Origin of the sequence: Pseudomonas sp. PNPG3 (assembly GCF_023093815.1) — a bacterium.
GTDB lineage: Bacteria > Pseudomonadota > Gammaproteobacteria > Pseudomonadales > Pseudomonadaceae > Aquipseudomonas > Aquipseudomonas asiatica.
In genome coordinates this window covers 1-14580 of sequence record NZ_JALLKV010000046.1, presented here as the reverse complement: position 1 = coordinate 14580, position 14580 = coordinate 1, and the positions used below count along the sequence as shown (strand labels likewise).

The 14580-nt window shown below is 62.3% G+C and carries 12 protein-coding genes, 1 tRNA gene and 1 pseudogene; 6 read left to right on the top strand and 8 right to left on the bottom strand.

Features of this window, described 5'->3' with window-relative positions; all coding sequences use genetic code 11:
* Window positions 1-279 precede the first annotated feature (279 nt).
* Window positions 280-2493, bottom strand: a complete 2214-nt coding sequence (locus tag MJ643_RS23310) for a DNA internalization-related competence protein ComEC/Rec2 (protein WP_247727008.1) — start codon at window positions 2491-2493, stop codon at window positions 280-282.
* 142 nt (window positions 2494-2635) lie between these two features.
* Between MJ643_RS23310 and MJ643_RS23305 the strand changes: the two are divergent.
* Window positions 2636-3142 (top strand): annotated as a pseudogene (locus MJ643_RS23305) (DUF2062 domain-containing protein); the annotation flags it as partial.
* A gap of 9 nt (window positions 3143-3151) precedes the next feature.
* On the opposite strand, the gene MJ643_RS23300 reads toward MJ643_RS23305, so the two are convergent.
* The 3 genes from MJ643_RS23300 to MJ643_RS23290 form a co-directional block, all read right to left on the bottom strand.
* Window positions 3152-3931: an ABC transporter permease gene (locus MJ643_RS23300; RefSeq protein ID WP_247727007.1), complete on the bottom strand. Its 780-nt coding sequence runs from the start codon at window positions 3929-3931 to the stop codon at window positions 3152-3154.
* On the bottom strand, window positions 3928-4860 hold the full coding sequence (locus MJ643_RS23295) for an ABC transporter ATP-binding protein (protein WP_247727006.1): 933 nt from the start codon (window positions 4858-4860) through the stop codon (window positions 3928-3930). The genes MJ643_RS23300 and MJ643_RS23295 overlap by 4 nt, the downstream gene beginning before the upstream one ends.
* A 144-nt stretch (window positions 4861-5004) precedes the next feature.
* A complete protein-coding gene (locus MJ643_RS23290) occupies window positions 5005-5628 on the bottom strand; it encodes a glutathione S-transferase (protein WP_024086519.1) in 624 nt (207 codons plus the stop codon).
* Between the two features lie 284 nt (window positions 5629-5912).
* Between MJ643_RS23290 and MJ643_RS23285 the strand changes: the two genes are divergently transcribed.
* From MJ643_RS23285 to MJ643_RS23270, 4 genes are all read left to right on the top strand, one after another.
* Window positions 5913-8360 carry an acyl-CoA dehydrogenase gene (locus MJ643_RS23285; RefSeq protein ID WP_247727005.1) on the top strand — a complete coding sequence of 816 codons (2448 nt, stop codon included), beginning with the start codon at window positions 5913-5915 and terminating at the stop codon, window positions 8358-8360.
* Between the two features lie 80 nt (window positions 8361-8440).
* Window positions 8441-8851 carry a PA2817 family protein gene (locus tag MJ643_RS23280; protein ID WP_013971557.1) on the top strand — a complete coding sequence of 137 codons (411 nt, stop codon included), beginning with the start codon at window positions 8441-8443 and terminating at the stop codon, window positions 8849-8851.
* Window positions 8852-9043: 192 nt separating this feature from the next.
* Complete coding sequence (locus MJ643_RS23275; protein WP_247727004.1) at window positions 9044-9577, top strand: fimbrial protein; 534 nt, start codon at window positions 9044-9046, stop codon at window positions 9575-9577.
* Window positions 9578-9634: 57 nt separating this feature from the next.
* A complete protein-coding gene (locus MJ643_RS23270; protein ID WP_031324438.1) occupies window positions 9635-10378 on the top strand; it encodes a molecular chaperone in 744 nt (247 codons plus the stop codon).
* Here the strand turns inward: MJ643_RS23270 and MJ643_RS23265 are convergent.
* Genes MJ643_RS23265 through MJ643_RS23255 form a run of 3 tightly spaced genes read right to left on the bottom strand, consistent with a single transcriptional unit; the run spans window position 10362 to window position 13923 of the window.
* Window positions 10362-11819, bottom strand: coding sequence for a hypothetical protein (locus MJ643_RS23265; RefSeq protein ID WP_023661067.1), 1458 nt, complete (start codon window positions 11817-11819; stop codon window positions 10362-10364). The genes MJ643_RS23270 and MJ643_RS23265 overlap by 17 nt on opposite strands.
* Window positions 11820-11878: 59 nt before the next feature.
* Window positions 11879-13621: an autotransporter outer membrane beta-barrel domain-containing protein gene (locus MJ643_RS23260; protein ID WP_247727003.1), complete on the bottom strand. Its 1743-nt coding sequence runs from the start codon at window positions 13619-13621 to the stop codon at window positions 11879-11881.
* A gap of 17 nt (window positions 13622-13638) precedes the next feature.
* Entirely contained in the window at window positions 13639-13923 is a 285-nt protein-coding gene (locus MJ643_RS23255) for a hypothetical protein (protein WP_235366096.1), read from the bottom strand.
* Between the two features lie 43 nt (window positions 13924-13966).
* Between MJ643_RS23255 and MJ643_RS23250 the strand changes: the two genes are divergently transcribed.
* Window positions 13967-14227 carry a hypothetical protein gene (locus MJ643_RS23250; RefSeq protein WP_023661069.1) on the top strand — a complete coding sequence of 87 codons (261 nt, stop codon included), beginning with the start codon at window positions 13967-13969 and terminating at the stop codon, window positions 14225-14227.
* Window positions 14228-14364: 137 nt separating this feature from the next.
* On the opposite strand, the gene MJ643_RS23245 is transcribed toward MJ643_RS23250, so the two are convergent.
* Window positions 14365-14440 (bottom strand) — tRNA-Gly (locus MJ643_RS23245).
* Between the last annotated feature and the right edge of the window lie 140 nt (window positions 14441-14580).

The following is a 14580-nucleotide window of genomic DNA, read 5'->3' as shown; positions in this document are numbered from 1 at the left end:
GGCTCATCTGCCGGAGGTCAGGGAATTGGCCTACCCGGTTTCTACCTTGAGATGTCGGGTGGCTGAACTGGCCCTTTCGCGGGTGAACCCGCTCCCACAGGTTCAGCGTCAATTCGAAGCCAGCGCAGTACCTGTGGGAGCGGGCGCGCCCGCGAAAAAGACGACGCGGTGGATGGCACCGGCTTTGCCGGTGTTCGCGGGCATGCCCGCTCCCACAGGTACCGCGTGATCTCAAGTGCGACGCCGTCCCTGTGTGGGTTTACCCGCGAAAGGGCCTGCTCAGCCACCGCCCGCATCCCTCCAGAAACGCCGCTGTCGGCGCACACTCTCGACTTCCCCCAGCCTCCCCAGCACCAACCGCAACGCCCCCTGCTCCGCCGTGTCATGCATCACCACCCCATGCCGCCGATAACGTTCGACCACCTGCGCATGCGGGTGCCCGAAGCTGTTGTTGCGCCCGCGCGAAATCAGTACCCCGCGCGGCGCCGTGGCGCGGATGAAGGCCTCGCTGGACGAACTGCGGCTGCCATGGTGCGGCGACTGCAGCCAGTCGATCCGCGGCGCTTCTGTGGCCGCCAGCCAGGCCCGTTCGGCACCGGCTTCCATATCTCCCGCCAGCAACAACCGCTCACCCTGCGCCTCGACCAGCAACGCACAGGAGCGGTCATTGCTGCTCTGTCCATCAGCCCAGCGCCACAGCGAAAAGCGCACGCCATCCCACGTCCATTGCTCGCCACTGGCACAAGGTTGCAGTCGCATTTCATCCAGCACTTCGCCGCCGATCACCCGCTTGACCGGCAGGCCACGTATGATTGCACCAGCACCACCGGCGTGGTCGGCATGGGCGTGGCTGACCAGCATCAAGTCCAGGCTGCCCACCCCCAGCTTGCGCAAGGTCGGCAACACCACCCGCTCGCCCAGGTCGCTCTCTCCCCTGGCCGGCCCGGCGTCGTACAGCAGGTTGTGATGCCGAGTGCGCAACAGCACCGCCAGCCCCTGGCCGACGTCCAGCTGCCAGACCTCGACCTGGCCGAACGGCACCGTCTCCCGGGGTACCCACAGCGCCAGCAGCATTACGCCACCCAACCCGCGCAGTGGTACGCCACGGGGCATCAAAACCAGCAGCGCACCCAGGCACACCAGCAGCCAGGCCCACAACGGCAGGGCTGGTGGCAGCCACGCCGGCTGCTGCGCCGCCAGCGCCAGCAGCCGGAAAAGCACATCAAGCAAACCACCCGCCAGCCAGAGCAGCGCCTCCCCTATCCCGCTCAACGGCAGCAGCAAAGTGCCCAGCAACGCCAATGGCAGCACTGCCAAGCTGACCCACGGCACCGCAACAAGGTTGGCCAGCGGCGCACTCAAGCTCACCGGCAAGCCCGTAGCCAGCAGTACCGGCAGCAAGCCGATCGCAATCACCCATTGCGCCCGCGTCCAGGCCTGCCAGGGCCGCCAGTTGCCCAGGCGGGCACTGAAGCAATAGACAAGCGTGGCCACGGCCGCGAACGATAGCCAGAACCCGGGCAGCAGCGCGGCCAACGGCTCCACCAGCAGCACGGCAACCAGCGCCAGCAACAACGGCAAGGTCGCACCCAGTTGGCGAAAACGCAGGCGCCAGAGCAACACCACGGCCAGCATCAGGCAGGCACGCTGCACCGGTACACCGCCACCAGCCAACCAACCGTAGGCCAGTGCCGCAGCCATGGCCAAGCCACACGCCCAGGGCAGCCACGGCAGACGAGCGGGCCACAGCCCCCAACGCGCCAGCCCGGCAACCAGGCCATACAGCAAGCCGGCAACCAGGCCGATGTGCTGGCCAGAGATCACCAGCAGGTGCACCGTGCCGGTGGCCTGCAACGTTTGCCAGTCCTTCCGGGCCAGGCCCGCCCCGTCGCCAAGCACCAGCGCCACCATCGCTGCCTGCCGGCCATTGGCCTCGACTGCCAGCAGGCGCTGGCGCAGCGTGTCGCGCCAGCCGCCGACAACCGGCGCCAGCAACTGCCCGGCCTTGACCGTACCGGTCGCACCGACCCGCCGCGCCAGCAATTGCGCCTCACGGTCCGGCCCATGCGGGTTGAGCAGCCCGGCCGGGCGCTGCAAGGTCACCGCCAGCCGCCACTGCTCGCCCGCGCGCAGCGGCGGGCCGTCGAACCAGCTCAGTTGCAGGCGCTGCGGCAGCTCTGCCCGCCGCGAGCGGGCCGCGTCCAGCTCGAAGCGCACACCCTGCGCAGTCCGGGTCGGCAGGCCGACCACCCGGCCCTCAAGCCACAGGGTGCGACCATCCAGCCCGGTGGCCAGGCGGTCATCCAGCGCCTGCTGCGCAGACCAGCAGGCCCAACACAGGCCCAACAGAAAACAGCCCAGCGGCCACAGCCGGGTGAACAGGCCGAGGCCACCGACTACAGCCAGCAGCACCAGCCATCCGACCGATGGCAATGCGGGGAGAAAGCCCAGACACAACAGCCCGAGCGCGAGCGCAAACATCCCTGTGCGCATGAAGTAGAGCTCCAGAAGCGAAATCACCTTCTGAGGCATAGCCCAATTGCCGCCAGCGCTTGCTCAACAATTGTCACAAACTCTAAACGAGGCTGAGCGGGAATCAGGGCATACTGCCCGGATCAACGCTCCGGGAGCCTACATGCCGCGCCGACTTTTCAAACGCTACATGCCGGACCCGGCCAGTATTCGGGAACACAAGTCCTTACGCTTTTTCGGCAAGTTGCTGCATGACCCGAACCTCTGGCACCTGAACCGCCATTCGGTGGCGAGGGCAATGGGCGTCGGCCTGTTCGCGGCGCTGATCCCGATGCCGGCGCAGATGCTGCTGGCCGCCGCGCTGGCCATTCCGCTGCGCGGCAACCTGCCGATCGCGGTCAGCCTGGTATGGCTGACCAACCCGCTGACCATGCCACCGGTGTTCTTCGTCACCTACATGACCGGTGCCTGGCTGATGCAGGTACCGCCGCGCACCCTGCCCGACGAACTGACTTTCCAGTGGATCACCGACCAGTTGTCGACGCTGTGGCAACCCTTCCTGCTCGGCTCGGTAGTGTGCGGTGTGGTGCTGGGCATCCTTGGCTACTTCACCACCATGCTCTACTGGCGCTGGTGGGTGGGCCGGCAGTGGCGTCTGCGCCAATGCCGGTGCAAGGCTTCAGGCACGCATGCCGCGGCCGCTGACCAGCAGGCGAACGCACACCAGGTAGAGCACCGCGGTGGCGACCAGCATGAAGGTAATCGCCGTACCAATGCTGATATCCGACACCCCTAGAATGCCGTAGCGGAACGAGTTGACCATGTGCAGCACCGGGTTGGTCAACGACACGGTCTGCCAGAACGGCGGCAGCAGGTTGATCGAGTAGAACACCCCGCCCAGGTAGGTCAGCGGCGTCAGCACGAAGGTCGGGATGATCGAGATGTCGTCGAAATTGCGCGCGAACACCGCGTTGACGAAGCCCAGCAGCGAGAAGATGGTGGCGGTCAGCAGCACCACGACCACAGTCACACCCAGGTGGTGCACCTGCAGGTGGGTGAAGAACAGCGACAGGAAGGTCACGATCACGCCCACCGCCAGGCCGCGCAGCACGCCACCCAGCACGTAACCGACGAGGATGGTGTGTGGCGATACCGGCGACACCATCAACTCTTCGATGGAGCGCTGGAACTTGCTGCCGAAGAAGCTCGACACCACGTTGCCGTAGGAGTTGGTGATCACCGACATCATGATCAGCCCCGGCACGATGTACTCCATGTAGGTGAAGCCACCCATGTCGCCGATCTGCCGGCCGATCAGGTTACCGAAGATGACGAAATACAGGACCATGGTGATCGCTGGCGGCAGCAGGGTCTGCGGCCAGATACGCAGGAAGCGCCGCACTTCGCGGTAGACGATGGTGTTCAGGGCGACCCAGTTGGTGCGCAGTTCCACACTCATACGGCCACCTTCGACAGGTTTTTTTCCACCAGGGACACGAACAGCTCCTCGAGTCGATTGGTCTTGTTGCGCAGGCTCTGCACCTCGATGTTCTGCAGCGCCAGCTGGCCGAACAGCGCAGTGATGCCGATGTCCTTGTCCACCTGCACTTCCAGGGTGTGCGGGGTCAGCAGCCGGCACGGGTAGCCCTGCAGCACCGGTGCAGTGGCCAGGTCATGCCTGAGGTCGAGGACGAAGGTTTCGACATGCAGCTTGCCCAGCAACTGGCGCATGCTGGTGTTCTCGACGATGGTGCCGTGGTCGATGATGCCGATGTTACGGCACAGCTGCTCGGCCTCTTCCAGGTAGTGGGTGGTGAGGATGATGGTGATGCCCTTCTGGTTCAGCTCGGTGAGGAAGCTCCACATCGAACGGCGCAGTTCGATGTCCACACCGGCGGTGGGCTCGTCGAGAATCAGCAGGCGCGGCTCGTGGATCAGCGCGCGGGCAATCATCAGGCGGCGCTTCATGCCCCCCGACAGCGAACGCGACTGCACGTCACGCTTGTCCCACAGGCCGAGCTGGGTCAGGTACTGCTCGGCACGCTCCTTGGCCACCTTGGGCGGGATGCCGTAGTAACCGGCCTGGGTCACGACGATGTCGAAGGTTTTCTCGAACTGGTTGAAGTTGAACTCCTGCGGCACCACGCCCAGGCAGCGTTTGAGCGCCGACGGCTCGCGGTCCAGGTCGTGGCCGAACACGTTGACCGTGCCGCTGGTCTTGTTGACCAGGGTGGAGAGGATGCCGATGGTGGTGGACTTGCCCGCGCCGTTGGGGCCGAGCAAGGCGAAGAAATCGCCTTCGGCAACATCCAGATCGATGCCCTTGAGGGCCTGGAAGCCGTTGCCGTAGGTCTTGGTCAGCTGTCGGATGGACAGGGCGGAACTCATAGCGGGTCACTTACCGAGAAAAAGGTGCAGGACACGCCAGGTAAAGGCACTGGCGCAGTGAGTGCGGCCAATGGTGCTTGGCCTGGCCGCACAAGTACAGTCATGTGTATTGATAATGACTATCGAAGTGGCCGTGGTGTTCGATCAGGTCAGCGCAGTCATTACCGCTGCCTGGTAGGCAGGACGGGCCTTGAGGCGCTCGTACCAGGCCTCCAGGTGACGCATGGCCGGGCGCTCGATGGGCATTTCGAACCAGGCATAGATGAAGCTGCCCAGTGGGATGTCGCCCATGCCGATCTGGTCACCGGAAAGGTACGGCTGTTTGGCCAGGGCCTCGTCGGCAATGGCCAGCAGCTGGGCGCATTGCTTGTGCGCAGCGTTGATCGCCACCCAGTCGCGCTGGTCTTCCGGGGTGCGCAACAGGCCCCAGAACAGTGGGCGGAATGGCGTGGCGAAGGACGAGGTGGTCCAGTCCATCCACTTGTCCGCCAGGGCGCGCTGACGCGGGTCGTCCAGGTACCAGCCCTGCTCCGCACCGTACTCGGCGCACAGGTAGCGGACGATGGTATTGGACTCCCACAGGGTCAGGTCGCCGTCTTCCAGCATCGGCACCAGGCCGTTGGGGTTGCGGGCACGGTAGTGCGGCTCGTTGACCACGCCGAAGGCGCCGCCGGCGTCGATCGACTCGAAATCCAGGCCCAGTTCGTGGGCGATCCATAGCGCCTTGCGCACATTGCTCGAATTCTTGCGGCCCCAGATCTTCAGCATGGCAACGTCCTTATGAATGCGGAGGTGGTGCAGTCTACTCCAGACTTTCGTCGCCTGTACCGGCCTCTTCGCGGGTAAACCCGCTCCTACAGGGTTCTGCGCCAGACCTGAGAGTGATGCAGTACCTGTGGGAGCGGGTTCACCCGCGAAGAGGCCGGTACAGACAAACACCGGACTGAAACTCCCACCGCCATACCCTGTCACTGTTCTGACCCGGCCGTTCGCAGCGTTGCGTCTAAGCTGTCTGGGACGGCTTACCCCCCTGGTTCCAAGGAGGACCGATTATGTTGCTGTTGTGGTTGGTAGTGCTGGTGATCGGCGCGGCGTACCTCACGCACCGGCGCCTGGCGCCCTTGCAGATTCTTGGCATCATGGCGGCTTATGTACTGCTGATGGGCATTTTCAGCAGTGCTCCCGGCTGGCTGCTGACACTGATCTGGATAGTGCTGGCCCTGAAAGTCGCCCTGGTGGCGCTTCCGGAATGGCGCCGCAAGGTATTCACAGGCCCCGTGTTCAACTGGTTCCAGCGCACCCTGCCTCCTATGTCGCAGACCGAGCGCGAGGCGATCGACGCAGGCACCGTATGGTGGGACGGCGAACTGTTCAGCGGCCGTCCCGATTGGCGCACCCTGCTCGCCTACCCGGCTCCGCAGCTGACCGAAGAAGAACAGGCCTTCATCGACGGCCCGACGGAACAACTGTGCGCCATGGTCAGCGACTGGCAGATCGGCCAGGACATGGACCTGCCGGCCGAAGCCTGGGCACATATCAAGCAGAATGGCTTTTTCGCCCTGATAATTCCCAAGGAGTACGGCGGCAAAGGCTTTTCGGCATACGCCCACTCCCAGGTGGCGATGAAACTGGCCACCCGCAGCGGCGACCTGGCTTCTACCGTGATGGTGCCCAACTCGCTCGGCCCGGCCGAGCTGCTGCTGCATTACGGCACCGACGAACAACGCAACCACTACCTGCCACGCCTGGCGCGTGGCGATGAAATCCCCTGCTTCGCCCTCACCGGCCCGCTGGCCGGCTCCGACGCAGGCGCCATGCCTGACACCGGCGTGGTCTGCAAGGGGCAATGGAACGGCGAAGAGGTCATCGGCCTGCGCCTGAACTGGGAAAAGCGCTATATCACCCTCGGGCCCGTCGCCACCCTGCTGGGTCTGGCGTTCAAGGCCTACGACCCGGACCACCTGTTGGGCGAGCAGGAAGATCTGGGTATCAGCCTGGCGCTGATCCCTACCGACACGCCCGGCGTCGAAATCGGCAAACGCCACCTGCCACTGGGCGCCGCGTTCATGAACGGCCCCAACAGCGGCAAGGACGTATTCGTGCCGCTGGATTTCCTCATCGGTGGCCAGGCCATGCTCGGCAAGGGCTGGATGATGCTGATGAACTGCCTGTCGGTAGGCCGCTCCATCTCCCTGCCGGCCGTAGGCACTGGCGCTGCCAAATACACCAGCCTGGTCACCGGTCAATATGCCAATATCCGCGAACAGTTCAATGTTCCGTTGGCCGCATTCGAAGGCATCCAGGAGTCGCTGGCACGCATCGGCGGCAATGCCTGGCTGATGGACAGCGCGCGGCTGCTGACCGCCAAGGCCGTGGACCTGGGCGAAAAACCTTCGGTGCTGTCGGCGATCCTCAAGTACCACCTCACCGAGCGTGGCCGCGAGTGCATCCAGCACGCCATGGATGTGCATGGCGGCAAGGGCATCATCATGGGCCCGAACAACTACCTGGGGCGCAACTGGCAAGGCGCGCCGATCTTCATCACTGTCGAAGGCGCCAACATTCTTTCGCGCAACCTGATGATCTTCGGCCAGGGCGCCATCCGCTGCCATCCGTTCGTGCTCAAGGAAATGGCCCTGGCCGGGCGCGAGGACGGTGACCAGGCATTGAGGGAATTCGATGACCTGCTGATGAAACACATCATGTTCGCCGCTGGCAATGCGGCCAGCACACTGATACTCAGCCTGGGGCTGGGGCGACTGGAATCCGTGCCCGGCGATGCCCTGAGCCAAGGCTACTTCCGTGCACTCAACCGCCAGGCAGCAGCCTTCGCCATGCTGGCTGACCTGTCGATGATGCTGCTGGGCGGCGCACTGAAACGCCGCGAGCGGCTGAGTGCAAGGCTGGGGGATGTGCTGAGTTACCTGTACCTGGCCAGCGCTGCGCTCAAGCGCTATCACGACCTGGGCTCACCGGAACATATGCAACCTTTGCTGCGCTGGGCGATGGAAGAAAGCCTGGGCCAGGCAGAAACAGCCCTGGATCGGTTGCTCGACAATTTCCCCAACCGCTTTGTCGGCTGTGCGTTGCGCGTGCTGGTGTTCCCCTTCGGCCGCCGCCACACCGGCCCAAGCGATGAACTGGATGCCGAAGTGGCGGCGTTGATCGGTCGCAGCAAGGGCGACCCAGCCCTGGAGGAGCTGCTTGCAGGTTGCTTCCGCCCGCAGGCCGAAGGCGACCCGGTAGCGGCACTACAGCGGGCCGCCGACTTGCTGGATGGGGCGGCCCCACTGCACAAGGCACTGCACCAGGCTATCAAGGAAGGCAAGGTTCGGCCTGCAACGGGGCAGTCGATACTCGATGCGGCAGTGGAAAGCGGTGCGCTACAGCCTGGTGAGGGGCAACGACTGCACGAGGCAGAGCACGCCCGGCGGGCAGTGATCGATGTGGATGCCTTCGACAAGACACAGTTGCTGCCCGAACCAGGCAAGGTACGCTGAGCCAGCGGGGCCGTTTTGCGGCCCCTTCTGTAACCCGCGTATACTCCGCCCCCGTTTCAACCACCCCGAGGACCGCCCCAATGGCCAACCCCCACCTGGAATACCACCTGCAACTGCTCAACCACCTGCGTACCATCCTGGTGGCCCTGGGTGACGCCGAGCAGGTACCAGAGGAAAGCCACGCCCTGTTCCTCGAGCGTTTCGACGAACTGCTGAGCCTGCTGCCGCAGAATCCGCTGGAAAGCCAATATCTGGGCCAGGACCTGATCTGCCAGGTGATCCAGCGCTACCCGCAAATCGCGCACCTGGTACCACGCGACCTGCTGTGGTTCTTCGGTGGAGACTGCCTGCACTACATGCCTGACGAGGAGCTGGACCTGTACCAGCGCCTTGAAGAGCGCCGCTACGAAGCGGAGCAGAACGACGAGCCGTTCGACTGGCACCAGGAAAAACAACTGCTCTCGTTACCAGGCGACTCTGCCAGCCACTGACCACCTCGACAGTCGCGCCTGATCGAGGCGCGACTTGACGCTGTAGCCAACCGCAATCCCCCGTGCTCATGTTGATTCGCCTTACAGACGCTCGGTGCCGGCCTGCTTAACCTGCATGCGGCCCTGCAATTGCTGACCAGCGCTGACCAGGACTCAAAAACTGACCAACGGGTATTTCCAATGAAAAAGACCTTGATCGCCCTCGGCTTGGCCGTGGCCGCCAGTACGGCCCATGCCTTGCCAGACACCGACACCATCCTCTTCACCGGCAAAGTCAACGGCAACACCTGCTCCATCGAGATTGTCGACCCTTATAGCGGTGCGACACTGAACCCAATCGTGCTGCCTGAGGCTGAAGCTTCCAAGCTCACGGGCGCCATTGACAAAGAGTCGACCCCTCTGGGCTTTGGCATTAGCATCACTGCCGGAACCGGTTGCGACCCGACCGGCAAGACAGGTGTCGTATCCTTCGCTGGCAAAGACGGCCCGGCAGGCACGGGCGACGCTTTGCATGCACTGCACCCTGGCAGCGCCGCTGGCGTAGCTCTGGCAATCAAGGACAACACCGGCGCCATCATCCCTTGGGGAGCCGAATCCAAGGAATATGACCTGAACGACACCGGCGAAAGCAACATGCTGTTCTACGCCAACCTGCGCTCGACCGCAGCCGTTGTCACCGCCGGGCCAGTCAACGCCACGATTCCTTTCGTGTTCGACCTGAAATAGCCCCCTGGCCGCGCCGAGCGCGGCGCGGCCCCTACTTCACAACGCCCTGTGCAAATCATGTCTAACACTGGATACCAACGCCTCCGACGCGCCCTGCTCCCTCTGTGCCTGGCCCTTTCACTGCCAGCCGCCGAAGCCGCGCTGACCATCAACGCTACCCGGGTGATTCACGCCAGCGACGCTCGCAGCTCTTCGGTCGTGGTCGCCAACCCGACCAACAGGCCTTTCGCCGTGCAGACGTGGGTCAATACCCAGGCGGACGATACACTCACCGCCGTACCGTTGGTGCCAACCCCGGTGCTGTTCCGCCTGGACCCTGGCAAAGACCAACTGGTGCAGATCAACCGACTGCCCAACGACCTTCCGCAAGACCGTGAGTCGCTGTTCTTCTTCAATGTCCAGGAAATTCCGCAGCAGGAAACGTCTGGCCGGAACCAGTTGAACGTCGCCATGCGTACCCGCATCAAGCTGTTCTATCGCCCCACCCAACTCAAGGGCTTGCCGCAGGATAACGTCAAGCAACTGAACTGGTTTCTGCAGCAACGCGATGACGCCCTGTATCTGGTGGTCGACAACCCGACACCATTTCACTTCACTTTCGACCAACTGGAAGTCAGTGGTGCCGGGCAATCGGAAAAACCCAGCGCCATGGCCATGGCACTTCCTTTCGCCCAACAGTCCTACCGGCTGACGCAAATCCGCAGGCTGCAAGGGCTGCAGGTAACTTTCAATACCCTCAACGACTATGGTGCCTCTACTGCCGTCATCCGGCAGCCACTGACTCTCAAGGCTGCAAGGTGATATGTAGCGGCTCGAAATTCGGCAAGTCCGGCCAGGTTTGGCCGGCGTCGAAACTGACCCTCACCTCTACCGAGAATTGCTGCCCCAGCTGCAAACTGCCCAAGAATGTCAGTGGCACCGTTACATCACCGTTTGCACCGATCCCTGAGGTCACCTCTTCCTCGGTGATCGCATGATCGTGCATGACTGGCAGAGCACTACCGGCACCCTCAGCGGATACCCCAGTAACGTCGATGCGAACCCTCTGGTCCAGACCGATCAGTTTCCAGGGCGCCAGGGTAATCGCAGGATTCTGCGCCTGCTCCTTCAATGAGAAGGTATTACCTTCGGTACCCGATAGCTTTGGGATAGTCATCATGTTGCGTGGAAACGGCTGTACCATGACCTGCCTGACAGCCGATACCCAAGGGCCATCGCTTGCGTCTACCTTGTAACGCAGCGGTACCGTCTTGCCGCTCATGGCAACTACGTGACGCTCGCCAATGCAGTAGCGACGCCCCCCCTCCACACCCGGCAGCAACTGCTCACCGAAAAATCCAGGTGCCCATTCCACCGTGAACGGCTCGCCCGGATGAATGACAGCCGAATCGGGTATCCGTATTTCCAGTGGCTCATACATGTCGCTCAGTTGCAGAACCACCTGCTCCTGACTGCCAGCCGCCAGCGGCACTTCAGGCCAGGGCAATACACGAGGTACAGGTTTGGCATCGACGGTGACGGCCTTGGGCACAGACGTCATGCTGGTGTTTCCGGCACGATCACGCAGCAGATACTGCGCATAGCGGCCACCATCACCGCGCTCCCGGATCATCTTGCCGTCATATTCAATGAGCACCGGCTGGCCGGCATCCGCAGCGGTCAAGGTGCGTTCGCCTACCTGGGTGTTGTCCAGCGGCTCGTCATCCCAGTAGTAGACGATCGTGTCGCCCGGCATGAATCCCTGATAGTCCGGCACGCTCGCCCGCAACACTTCGCCATGGTCCTTGAGAAACTTGTCAGTTACCGGCTGTGAGCCCAGGTCAGGAAATTCAAGCCGTCCTCTGTCTCCTCCCAGAATCGGTGCAGTGCGATCGATGGTCAAGGTCAGGGCGCTGGATTCAGTCTTCACTCCGTTAGAGCCCCGAACGCAATAGGTAACCAGAACCTCGCCTTCCTTGAGCAAGTAGTCGACCGGTACATCGATGAACAACTCAGCAGGATCGATCTCGGCGTACCAGGTCTTGTCATCAATGAAGTCGCCATTCCAGAAAAGAGAGAGAGTTTCCCGGTTGCCACCCGGCCCTGGATTGGAAATCGGCCACATTGGAACCTCGATCCGCAAGGGAAGGCCCAGCTTTGCAACCGGCAACAACCCAGGCGCGCCATCCGGGATGTCCTCCAGCGCCGCTGGTGTCGAAGGAGGGTCGAGAAAATTGGCGCCGTGTGATGAATCCATAGGCATGTTGCCTTCCTCCAAAACCAGAACGCCAAGGGTGAGCACTCGCTCACCCTTGGCCAACGTTACCAGCGGTAGCTCACGCCGATATTCGCACCCCACGGTTGCTCGATCCGCTCACCGTTGCTGTAATCGAAATCGGCATGCATCTGCAGACGTTCGTCCAGCGCCACCGCTATTCCGACCCCCAGTTCACCACGCGAACCGGCCAGGTCATTGTCGAAACGATGATCATTGACCTTCACCTCATTACCGCTCACGAATTCATGGGCATACGCGACGCGAAGATAGGGCTGGGCGAAACGCCCCTCACCCAGGACGAACGTACGCCCCAGGGTGGCGCCGGCCTTGCCCAGCAGTGATCGGGTGTCGTCACCGTGTGCCTTGAGACCGTTGTCCAGGCTGTAGTCCTTGCCCGCGATGCTCACTGCCGACCACTGTGTATACGGTTCGACGAAATAACCGTCGCCCAAGGCGATATGACGGCCGAACTCCACAGATCCACCGACACCCAGGTTGTCGTAGCTGCCCTTGGCACGCTCGCCATCGCTCAGAGTCACCTTTGAATCGTTGTCGAAGCGGTTGAGTTTGACCACGCCATCGAAGTAATAGCCGCTACCTGCATCGAGCCAAGTGGCATACAGGCCGAGGTAGTAGCTTTTGACTTCGGCAGAACCGCCACGGGTCAGGTTGAGATCGGACGAACTGTGCCCGGCCATGACCCCCGCCAACCACTGCCCGTCGCCCCAAGGCAACGGCGTGTCCGCCCCCAGGGAAAACCCTTGTTGCGTCTGCTTGTAACCTGCCTGCTCGCCGACGTTGTACTGGTTACCATAAGCTCTGGCCCAGGCCCCTGCCTTGCGCTCGTCCAGGCGCAATTCGCCCATGCGCCCACGCAAGCTGGTCAACTCCCCATACCAGACCGTCGGCGCAGTATTGAACAACGCCAGCACCGATGCGGTGCCAGGGCTGATGACCTTGCTCGAGCCATCAAGGAACCAATCGTTGCCACGCTGTGCCAAGGCATAGGAAAACGCGCCCAGATCGACCGGCCCGTTGAGCAACGAGAACGAAGCATCGCCACTCTCGATGTGGACCAGGTGCAATGAATTCGGCGCGGTGGGCTCGGCGCCGCTGCTACCGACCAGCAAGCTATGATTACCGCTGGCATTCCCGGTCGCTTCTAGGAAGTCGGTTTGCCCGTTGGCGAAATCGGCGTCCATGATGAAAGTACCGCTCCCCGCCAAACTACCCAGGGTCAAACGCTGGTATTGGTTGGCTTCACCAAAGCGTACCTCACCGCCGTTCATCTGCAGGTGGCCGACCTGGCTGTCCTCGACCATGGTCCAACGCCCCTGGTTGGCCAGCGTCAGGCTTGCCACATTTTCCAGGCGGCCGACAAGACTGGCATGGTTATCCAGGCTCACATTCGCGGTCGAGCCTTCTTCGGCACGTACATCCCCTACCAGTTGAGCGTTGTCGACGCTCAGGTTCGCCGTGGAGTTGCCCACCACTTCCAGCAGGGTGCCGTTGCTGCCCGTGAGGGTCGAACCCGCTCCGACCTGGATATTGGCACTCGCAGGCCCCAGTAAAGCATCGCCTACGACGATTGCAGAACCGTCCAGGCCTTCGACATGAGACCCAACCAGGCTTACCGTGGCCGCATCGGCAAAATCTGGGTCGGCGAGAATCTCCAGACCGGTGCGTGCCCCACTGATGGTGCTGCCGCTGGCAATCAGACTGGCGTTACCGAACAATTGCGCCGCCCCCGAGTTGCCATTGCTGACCAGTGAACTGTTTTCCAGCACCAGTGCAGAGCCGGCACTCAGTGACGCCCCCCCTGTCCCCCTTCAATATGGCTGTCACTGACTGTCACCGTTGAGCCCACCACCCCTTGACGAGCAAGGCTCAACCCGAACAGGTCGGCGCGTATGGAACTGTTACCGCTGATAGTCCCGTTTGCCGAAATGAGCGTCACGCCTTCCAATGTTCCCCCATCGACCGTGGTGCCTTGCAGGTTCAACTCACTGCCTGCGTTTGCCCTGATGCGCTGGGTGGTGGCGCCAGTGGCATTCAATTGCCCCCCGGCTCTGACCAGGTAGCCATGCATCCTCGAACTCATCATCAGGACACTGGACAACGGAACGGTAGAGGTGCTGGAGCAGAAATGGCGTGACGATGACCAGTTGCACATCCGGACCCGCCATCAGTCCGGCGTGCTGCTGCTTGAGGAAATCTTCGCCTACGACGACCTGGACCGCCTGGAACGTGTGGACTACAGCGGTTCGCAACTGCCCCGCAACACGGCCGGGCGTGCCATGACCTGGCAACTTGCTTGCCAGGTTGTTGGTTTGGGAAAAGCAAAAACGCAAAAATGCTCCGCATCGAAAGATGGGGAGCATTTCTCGTTATAGGGTGCGCCCACCACGTACAACCCAAACGGGCGATCCGTGTCCTGGGAACCAGGGAAATGAAGCCATGAGAGGCTGGAGAGCTTTTTTCAGTACAAAAGCAAACGCCCCGAACAAGTCGGGGCGTCTGTTTACATATTTGGAGCGGGAAACGAGACTCGAACTCGCGACCCCGACCTTGGCAAGGTCGTGCTCTACCAACTGAGCTATTCCCGCAATTTGAAGCTTTACCACTATCGGCGTGAAGCGCCTTGAAAACCTTCACCACCACTGCACCGCATAGACGCCACAGTATTTAAACTGGAGCGGGAAACGAGACTCGAACTCGCGACCCCGACCTTGGCAAGGTCGTGCTC

What these genes read in the sequence shown, in the direction of transcription:
- MJ643_RS23310 (WP_247727008.1), bottom strand. Translation starts at nt 2,493, where the DNA reads ATGCGCACAGGGATGTTTGCGCTCGCGCTCGGGCTGTTGTGTCTGGGC.
- MJ643_RS23300 (WP_247727007.1), bottom strand. Translation starts at nt 3,931, where the DNA reads ATGAGTGTGGAACTGCGCACCAACTGGGTCGCCCTGAACACCATCGTC.
- MJ643_RS23295 (WP_247727006.1), bottom strand. Translation starts at nt 4,860, where the DNA reads ATGAGTTCCGCCCTGTCCATCCGACAGCTGACCAAGACCTACGGCAAC.
- MJ643_RS23290 (WP_024086519.1), bottom strand. Translation starts at nt 5,628, where the DNA reads ATGCTGAAGATCTGGGGCCGCAAGAATTCGAGCAATGTGCGCAAGGCG.
- MJ643_RS23285 (WP_247727005.1), top strand. Translation starts at nt 5,913, where the DNA reads ATGTTGCTGTTGTGGTTGGTAGTGCTGGTGATCGGCGCGGCGTACCTC.
- MJ643_RS23280 (WP_013971557.1), top strand. Translation starts at nt 8,441, where the DNA reads ATGGCCAACCCCCACCTGGAATACCACCTGCAACTGCTCAACCACCTG.
- MJ643_RS23270 (WP_031324438.1), top strand. Translation starts at nt 9,635, where the DNA reads ATGTCTAACACTGGATACCAACGCCTCCGACGCGCCCTGCTCCCTCTG.
- MJ643_RS23265 (WP_023661067.1), bottom strand. Translation starts at nt 11,819, where the DNA reads ATGCCTATGGATTCATCACACGGCGCCAATTTTCTCGACCCTCCTTCG.
- MJ643_RS23255 (WP_235366096.1), bottom strand. Translation starts at nt 13,923, where the DNA reads ATGCATGGCTACCTGGTCAGAGCCGGGGGGCAATTGAATGCCACTGGC.